Origin of the sequence: Rhodococcus sp. T7 (assembly GCF_009872365.1) — a bacterium.
In the GTDB taxonomy this organism is placed as follows: domain Bacteria; phylum Actinomycetota; class Actinomycetes; order Mycobacteriales; family Mycobacteriaceae; genus Rhodococcus_F.
Map to the genome: position 1 here is coordinate 1 of NZ_WXYH01000102.1, position 8,103 is coordinate 8,103.

The following is an 8,103-nucleotide window of genomic DNA, read 5'->3' on the forward strand; positions in this document are numbered from 1 at the left end:
GAGGTGAAGGTGCGTCGTGGTCGGGGGCCGTCGGCGCGGGGGTGCGAGAGGTCCATTCGCTCATTGTCCTCGACCGGGATGGTGGGGGAATCGTCATCGTTGGGTTGATCCGTCTCTCGCCCTGCTGGCGGGGTTGCTATGAACCGTTGGACTCAACCCTGACACGCAGGGTCGGCGGCGTATTCCTCCACTTCGGCCGGGGTCATATGGATTTCCGCTGGCCATGGACCGCGGTTGTCGATGAACGGCCTGCCGCATCCTCGACATGGCACATTCGCTTCGAATTCGGCGCGGGTCAGATATGTTCCGTTCTTCTCCCATTCGAGTCGCTTCATACTTTCGCACCGATCGCATTCCTCGGCTTCGAGTGCGTGGCGCATAGCTTTGGCCGCGGCGCACTGCTTCTTCTGCTCCTCAGTAAGTGTGGGCATGCCGTGGACGGTAGCGCCCATCACGGTGTCGCCGCTACGGCCCCTAAACGCGCTTGAACCCCTTCATGTGTTCCGCGGGTTCAGGATGTTCGGTGTGGGGTGGTCCCTACCGAACGTCACCTGCCCGGACTCGCCGAATGGCGACAGGTCGATCGAGGCACCGCACGCCTACGCGAGACCATGCTCGCGAAGACCTGTCACGGGGAAGCGGTCCGGCGTTCTCGAAGAAAGCTCACCGGTGACGCAGCCCCGCAAGTCGAACTCCATCCGTACAGCAATGGCAACTCGACGGTCACTCACGACACAGACAGCACGCACGGCGGCCACGCCGAGCTCGAACACCACAACACCGAAATGGAAGCCCCGGAACTTCACCGAGACGATCGAGGCCGGGTCCCACGCCACACCCGGCCAGCAAAACCGAAAAACCCAGTACACCGCATCCAACGAGCACCGACAACACACCGCGAGCGTCCGTGACCAGGCAAGCACACCCCACCGAAATGCAACTTCCACCAGCACAAACAGCACAACGCCGACAATCGGAAAAAATTGGCGCTTTATCGCCACAGACCAGAAAATTGGGGCCGGGCGGTGACAATCGGCCCTAATCTCAGGCCGACGGACGGCGAACACTGGGATACAGGCCACCGGCGTTCCGCGCTGGTCGGGGCGGAACGCGATTCACCGAGGAGGCGATCGTGAACAACACCATTCCCGACGAGAACGTTGTTCGCATTGCCGTGGACCTTGCCTGCCGGGCGCCGTCGGTACACAACAGCCAGCCGTGGCAGTGGACGTACGCCGACGGTCAACTCGACCTCTACACCGAACGCGGCCGCGTCTTGGCGTCCACCGACCCGTCGGGCCGGCAGTTGGTGGTCAGTTGCGGTGCGGCGCTGAATCATCTTCAGACGGCACTGATCGCTCTCAAGTGGGCCGCGGACGTCCAGCGTGTCCCGGAGGGTCCTCGCTCGGGTCACCTGGCGACGATCCGGTTCCGGCACGACGCCCGGCCGCAGTCGCACGACTTCGATCTGCTCGCGGCGATCCGGCACCGGCACTCCGACCGCAGGCCCTTCGGGCCGGTCAGTGCCAAGACTCCGCTGCCTGCCGCGTTGGACGACGTGGTGCGCCGCCGGGACGTCCACCTGACCGTGCTGAGGCAGGAGGCGCGTCCGGCGCTGGCGAGGGCAACCGAAACAACTGCGGCCGCCAGGAAATACGACTCCGCTTATCAGGCCGAGCTGCATTGGTGGGCCGGTCATTCGACCGCGCAGGGCGGAATACCGCCGGACGCGCTCGCCACCGCGGACAACCGGGATCGCGTCGACATCGGGCGCCACTTCCCCGCCGGCCGGGACGCCGGCGCGACCACGGAGACGGACCACTCGACCGTACTGGTGCTGAGCACCGCCACCGACGGTCGCGGTGAGTGGCTCCGCGCCGGTGAGGCGCTGTCCGCGGTGCTGCTGGAGGCCACCGTCGGCGGTTTGTCGACGTGTCCGCTGACCCACATGACCGAACTCCGTCAGGGCCGGGAGATCATCCGCGAACTGCTCCCCGACCGCGGGTTCCCGCAGGCGCTGATCCGGGTGGGCACCACTGAGAAGAAGTCGGCGCCGCGGCAGACGCCGAGACGGCCGGTCGAATCGGTCTTGTCGGTCGGCCGGCGTCGTGTCCCCCGCTGACGGGGCGCGGCGGTGAGAGCAGTTATCCCGTGAGGTGCACGCGGCTGTGCGTGGCCGTTTCCACGTCGGCTGCGGTGGCCTCGATCAGTTGGTGCGCGAGGTCGGACAACGCGCGGGCAGTAGCTAATTCCTCTCCGATCTCAGGGATTTCGGTGTCGTCCGGGTTTCGGCGGGCGAGTCCGGACCCGACGAACGTGCGAGTGTCGCGGGTGCGGAGCCGGGCCTGCGCGCGGGTTCTGGAGCCGCCTTCCTCCGAGTCGTGTTCGTCGATGACGATTTCCACCAACCATGTCGTCTCGTTCATGTCCGGTGGCCTCCGTTCGGTGTGAGTGCGGGACCGAGGTGGTCCTGTCACCCAGTGTTCTACGGTGCCGGAGATCTAGGAACCGTGAGAATCACGAGACGGCATAGGAAAAGGCAGGGAGTCGTCCACTCCGTGCCCCTTTCAACGTATAGCGCACCGGGGGCCTTGCGGCAAGACCCGGGTCGTGCCGCAGAATCTCCCGTCGAAGCCAGAGCCTGCGGAATACGCGGAGCAAACTGGCCGAAATGCACGCATGCCGAAATGGGGGTTTCAATGATCGACGTGATCGTTGCCGGCGGCGGACCGACCGGCTTGATGCTGGCCGCCGAGTTGCGGCTGCACGGCGTGGACGTGCTCGTGCTGGACAAGGAACCGGAGCCGACGAAAGTGGTCCGCTCGCTCGGCCTGCACGTGCGCAGCATCGAACTGATGGATCAGCGCGGCCTGCTGGACCGCTTCCTCGCGGAGGGCACACGGTACGAGGTTGGTGGCTTCTTCGCCGGCATCGACAAACCGTGGCCCGATCGGTTGGACACCGCACACGGGTACGTCCTCGGCATCCCGCAGACCGTCACCGAGCGCCTGCTGGCCGAGCACGCCACCGAACTCGGTGTCGAGATCCGGCGCGGCTGCGAACTGGTCGGGCTGAGTCAGGACGAGGACGGGGTGACCGTCGAACTGGCCGCATCCGGAGACACCCGGCTGCGCGCCCGGTATCTCGTCGGCTGCGACGGCGGCCGCAGCACGGTCCGAAAGCTGCTCGGCGTCGGTTTCCCCGGCGAGCCGTCGAGGGTCGAGACGCTGCTCGCGGAGGTGGAGCTGACGGCGCCGCCGGAGGAACTGGCCGCGGTGGTGGCCGAGGTCCGCAAGACGCAGAAGCGGTTCGGCGCCATGCCCCTCGGGGACGGGGTGTACCGCCTCGTCGCACCCGCGGACGGGGTCGCCGAGGACCGGATGGTCCCGCCGACCCTGGACGAGCTGAAGCGGCAGGTGCGGGCTCTCGCCGGCACCGACTTCGGCGCGCACTCGGCGCGCTGGCTGTCCCGCTTCGGCGACGCCACCCGGCTGGCGGAGCGCTACCGGACCGGCCGTGTGCTGCTGGCCGGCGACGCGGCGCACATCCACCCGCCGACCGGCGGGCAGGGCCTCAACCTCGGCCTCCAGGACGCGTTCAACCTCGGCTGGAAGCTGGCCGCGGAGATCGGCGGCTGGGCCCCGGACGGGCTGCTGGACAGCTATGAGACCGAGCGGCGCCCGGTGGCCGCCGACGTGCTGGACAACACCCGCGCGCAGATGGAGTTGATGTCCACCGAGCCGGGTCCCCAGGCCGTGCGCCGGCTGCTGTCGGAACTGATGGACTTCGAGGAGGTGAACCGGTATCTGATCGAGAAGATCACCGCGGTCGGCGTCCGCTACGACTTCGGCGCAGGCCACGAACTGCTCGGCAGGCGTCTGCGGGACGTCGCGCTGAAGCGCGGTCGCCTGTACGGGCTGATGCACGGCGGTCGCGGACTGCTGCTCGACCAGACGGGCCGGCTGTCCGCGGCGGGCTGGGCGGATCGGATCGACCATGTCGTCGACGTCAGCGAGGAACTGGACGTACCCGCGGTGTTGCTCCGGCCGGACGGTCACGTGGCGTGGGTCGGTGACGATCAACGGGATCTGCTCGCGGTGCTGCCCACGTGGTTCGGCCCCGCCGACGGCTGAGGACGGACGTGTGACCTTCGGCCCTGTCATTGTGCTCGCCGTTATCGCACCGTTGTACGAGGGCCGGCGCACGACATCGGAGCCGGCGAAGGAACGAGGACACCATGTTCGAACACTCCACCGCATCGCCGCGCGAGGATCGTCATCGGTGGGAGGACGAGCCCGGCGAGTTCCTGTACGTGCATCCCGCGGGGTTCGCGCTCGCGGTGGTGTCGGGAGCGGTGACCGCGGGCCTGGTGGTCCTGCTGGGTGCGTGGCTCGCGACTCCCCTCGTCGGAGTCGGCGCCGCGGCGACGCTCGTCGCCACCGTGGGGTTGGCGGCGGCGATGTTGATGCCGCACCGGCCGCGGCGTCGCGGATCCGGACCGTTTCGTCCGGCCGCGCGCTGAAGGCCATGTTTCCGATGCTCGCCGGCGTAATCTGAGTTCTCCGAGCGTGACGCGGCCAGGTCTGGAGGGTGCCCATGATCAGGGTTTTCCTGGTGGACGACCACGAGGTCGTCCGGCGTGGGATCGCGGATCTCCTCACCTCCGATCCCGCGCTGACGGTGGTCGGTGAGGCCGCCTCCTATGCTCAGGCGATGGCGCGGGTGCCGGCCCTGAAGCCGGATGTCGCCGTCCTGGACGTGCGTCTGCCCGACGGCAACGGCATCGAGCTGTGCCGGGAGTTGCACGCGCTGATGCCGGAGTTGCATTGCCTCATCCTGACGTCGTTCACGGACGAGCAGGCGATGCTCGACGCGATTCTCGCCGGGGCCAGCGGATACGTCGTGAAGGACATCCGGGGTATGGAGCTGGCTCAGGCGGTCCACGATGTGGGGGCGGGCAAATCTCTGCTCGACAGTCGCGCCGCCGGCGTCCTGATGGACAAGGTTCGCGCGGACGCCGACGGGAAGGACGGCATCTTCGCGCACCTGACCAATCAGGAGCGGACCTTGCTCGCCCTGCTCGGTGAGGGGCTCACCAACCGGCAGATCGCCGCACGCATGTTCCTCGCGGAGAAGACCGTCAAGAACTACGTGTCCCGGCTGCTGACGAAACTGGGTGTGGAGCGCAGGACACAGGCGGCGGTGCTGGCCACGAAGATGCCGTCGAAACCGCCCGGAACCTGACGGCATCGGTGGTCGTTCCGGCTCCTCGTGAGGTCGCCGGGTGGGACAATGCGTCGTGTGACCCGTCAACCGGACGAACACGACCGAGGGCCCCTGCTCGGTAGCCTGTCCGAGCTGAGGCTGCGCGAGCTCCTGACCGAGGTGCAGGACCGCATCGCGCAGATCGTCGATGCGCGCGATCACGTCGACGGTCTTCTCGAGGCGATGCTGGCCGTCACGTCGGGACTCGACCTCGACAACACGCTCCGCACCATCGTGCACGCGGCGATCGATCTCGTCGACGCCCGGTACGGTGCGCTGGGGGTGCTCGCCCCGACCGAGGGGCTGAGCGAGTTCGTCTACGAGGGCATCGACGAGGAGACGCGGGAGCGGATCGGCGACCTGCCCCGTGGTCGCGGCGTCCTCGGTTTCCTCATCACGGATCCGAAGCCGGTCCGGCTGGTGGACCTGTCCCGGCACCCCGTGTCGGTGGGATTCCCGCCCGACCATCCGCCGATGAAAACCTTTCTGGGAGTTCCCATTCAGGTCCGGGACGAGGTGTTCGGGAATCTGTATCTCACGGAGAAGGCCAACGGCGCGCAGTTCACCGAGGACGACGAGGTGCTTCTCCGCGCGCTCGCGGCCGCCGCCGGTATCGCGATCGACAACGCCCGCCTGTACGAGGAGTCCCGGACACGGCAGGCCTGGCTGGAGGCGACCCGGGAGATTGCGACCGAGTTGCTCGCCGGCAGTGAGACCGCGGAGGTGCTGCAGGTGATCGCCGACGACGCGCTTGCCCTGACCACCGCCGACAGCGCCTTTCTCGCGGTGCCGGACGATCCCGACATGCCGTCGGACGAGGTCACCGAGCTCGTGGTCACGGCGTCGGCGGGGACGGTGTCGGATCGGATCATCGGCCGGGCGATCCCGGTCGAGAGGTCGACGTCCGGTGAGGCATTCCGGGAGAGGACCCCGCTCCGGGTCTCCGCGCTGGCGTTCGATCCCGGGTTCGAGACCGGAGCCCGGTTCGGTCCGGCGCTGGCGCTCCCCCTGCGTGCCGCGCAGTCGGTGTCCGGGGTGCTGGTGACCCTCCGTCATGTCGATGCGGCGCCGTTCACGGACGATCAACTGGCGTTGATGTCGGGTTTCGCGGATCAGGCGGCGGTCGCACTCCAATTGGCGAACAGTCAACGCCGGATGCGTGAACTCGACGTCCTGTCCGATCGCGACCGGATCGCGCGTGATCTCCACGACCACGTCATCCAACGGCTCTTCGCGGTCGGCCTGTCGCTGCAGAGCACCCTGCAGCGGGCGAAGGCTCCCGTCGTCAAGGACCGGCTCGAACAGTCGATCGACGACCTGCACGACATCGTGCGCGACATCCGCACCGCAATTTTCGACCTGCACGGCGGTTCGGGCGGCATGACCCAGTTCCGGCGGCGCCTGCACGAGATCGTCGCCGAGACCACCGCGGATTCCGGGTTGCGCACGACCGTGCACATGTCCGGTCCGCTGTCCGTCATCGACTCCTCGCTCGCCGAGCATGCCGAGGCGGTCCTGCGTGAGGCGTTGAGCAACGCGGTCCGGCACGCCGGAGCCGACACGGTCACGGTCAGTATCTCCGTGTACGACGATCTCGCGATCGAGGTCGCGGACGACGGCAAGGGGTTCGAAGAGACCGTCGTCACCAGCGGGTTGGACAACCTGGCCGCCAGGGCGCGGGAAGTTAACGGGCACTGCGTCATCGACTCGACACTCGGCGGCGGAACCACTCTCCGGTGGTCCGCTCCCCTTCCCTGAGTCCGGGTGTGCTTCAGCTCAGTGCCGCCCGCACCAGCAGTTCGAATGCCGGCCGCGGATCGGTGGTGTCTCCGCGGGCGATGCGATGCAGGATCAGTCCCTCCGCGCAGGCCATCAGAGCGGTGGCGGCGGTCTGCGGATCCCGCGCACCCAGGTGGGCGAACGCGGAGACGACCGATGCCTCCATTCCGGTCCGTCCGCGTGCCAGCGCCTCCCGGAGAACGGGGTCGTGGCCGGCCTCGAGGAACAGGATCAGGCGCGCCGCGGTGACGGTGCGGTTGGCGACGGTCGTGTAGTCGATCAGACCGCAGACCGCGTCGACGAGGTCTTGCGCGGATGCCGGTGCCAGCATGCCGACTTCGGACAGTTCGCGTTCCACGATCGCGTCGACGGTCCCGGTGAGCAGTGCGGCCCGGGTGCGGAAGTAGTTGGACGTCGACCCTTTCGGGATGCCGGCGCGGTCGTCGACCCGGGCGTGGGTGAGCGATCGCAGACCCTCGGTTCCGAGCAGGTCGATCGCGGCGTCGAGCGCCTTCGTTCTCGTGGACGTCACCTCGCTACTATAAACATAGTGACTCGGCACTATGATCGTAGTAGCGTGAAGTCATGAGACACGAGACCCCCGACGATGCCGAAGTGTCCGACCCGAACAGAGTGCCGGACAACACCTTTCCCGAACTGGACGGGGTCCGACACCGCTACGTCCGGCTCCCCGGCCTGCGGATGCACGTGGCCGAGGCCGGTCACGGCGACCCGGTGGTGTTACTCCACGGCTTCCCCCAGCACTGGTGGGAGTGGCGCGGGGTCGTCCCGGGGCTCACCGAGCACTACCGGGTTATCTGCTCGGATCTGCGCGGCGCCGGCTGGACGGACGCCCCGCCCACCGGATACACCCGCGCGCAGTTGCTCGCCGACGTCGAGGCGCTACTGGACGCGCTCGACCTCGACCGGGTCTGCCTGATCGCGCACGACTGGGGCGCACTGCTCGGATACGAACTGTGCCTAACCTCGGGCTTTCACGCTGGTCATGCCCCGGCCGCGTGTTGATCATGAAGAAAGGTGCTCTGAACTGCAAGAATA

At 67.7% G+C, this 8,103-nt stretch carries 9 protein-coding genes; 6 read left to right on the top strand and 3 right to left on the bottom strand.

The window, feature by feature from the left end; all coding sequences use genetic code 11:
• Positions 1-599: 599 nt before the first annotated feature.
• Positions 600-1,001 carry a hypothetical protein gene (locus MLGJGCBP_RS12580; RefSeq protein WP_160095962.1) on the bottom strand — a complete coding sequence of 134 codons (402 nt, stop codon included), beginning with the start codon at positions 999-1,001 and terminating at the stop codon, positions 600-602.
• 131 nt (positions 1,002-1,132) lie between these two features.
• Between MLGJGCBP_RS12580 and MLGJGCBP_RS12585 the strand changes: the two genes are divergently transcribed.
• Positions 1,133-2,122, top strand: a complete 990-nt coding sequence (locus MLGJGCBP_RS12585) for an Acg family FMN-binding oxidoreductase (protein WP_160095964.1) — start codon at positions 1,133-1,135, stop codon at positions 2,120-2,122.
• A gap of 22 nt (positions 2,123-2,144) precedes the next feature.
• Here the strand turns inward: MLGJGCBP_RS12585 and MLGJGCBP_RS12590 are convergent, their stop codons facing one another.
• Complete coding sequence (locus MLGJGCBP_RS12590) at positions 2,145-2,426, bottom strand: DUF1876 domain-containing protein (RefSeq protein ID WP_087557380.1); 282 nt, start codon at positions 2,424-2,426, stop codon at positions 2,145-2,147.
• 273 nt (positions 2,427-2,699) lie between these two features.
• Between MLGJGCBP_RS12590 and rox the strand changes: the two genes are divergently transcribed.
• The 4 genes from rox (at position 2,700) to MLGJGCBP_RS12610 (ending at position 7,023) form a co-directional block, all read left to right on the top strand.
• Positions 2,700-4,133 (top strand): rifampin monooxygenase, encoded by a 1,434-nt coding sequence (rox, locus tag MLGJGCBP_RS12595; RefSeq protein WP_160095966.1) that lies wholly within the window; start codon positions 2,700-2,702, stop codon positions 4,131-4,133.
• A 104-nt stretch (positions 4,134-4,237) separates the two neighbouring features.
• Complete coding sequence (locus MLGJGCBP_RS12600) at positions 4,238-4,522, top strand: hypothetical protein (protein ID WP_043823996.1); 285 nt, start codon at positions 4,238-4,240, stop codon at positions 4,520-4,522.
• 74 nt (positions 4,523-4,596) lie between these two features.
• Positions 4,597-5,244, top strand: coding sequence for a response regulator (locus MLGJGCBP_RS12605; protein WP_160095968.1), 648 nt, complete (start codon positions 4,597-4,599; stop codon positions 5,242-5,244).
• A 48-nt stretch (positions 5,245-5,292) separates the two neighbouring features.
• Positions 5,293-7,023, top strand: coding sequence for a sensor histidine kinase (locus MLGJGCBP_RS12610; protein ID WP_160095970.1), 1,731 nt, complete (start codon positions 5,293-5,295; stop codon positions 7,021-7,023).
• 13 nt (positions 7,024-7,036) lie between these two features.
• Here the strand turns inward: MLGJGCBP_RS12610 and MLGJGCBP_RS12615 are convergent, their stop codons facing one another.
• Positions 7,037-7,576, bottom strand: a complete 540-nt coding sequence (locus MLGJGCBP_RS12615) for a TetR/AcrR family transcriptional regulator (RefSeq protein WP_160095972.1) — start codon at positions 7,574-7,576, stop codon at positions 7,037-7,039.
• A gap of 53 nt (positions 7,577-7,629) precedes the next feature.
• Here MLGJGCBP_RS12615 and MLGJGCBP_RS12620 point away from each other — a divergent pair, with 53 nt between their 5' ends.
• Positions 7,630-8,070 carry an alpha/beta fold hydrolase gene (locus tag MLGJGCBP_RS12620; RefSeq protein WP_236581058.1) on the top strand — a complete coding sequence of 147 codons (441 nt, stop codon included), beginning with the start codon at positions 7,630-7,632 and terminating at the stop codon, positions 8,068-8,070.
• The last annotated feature ends 33 nt before the right edge of the window (positions 8,071-8,103 follow it).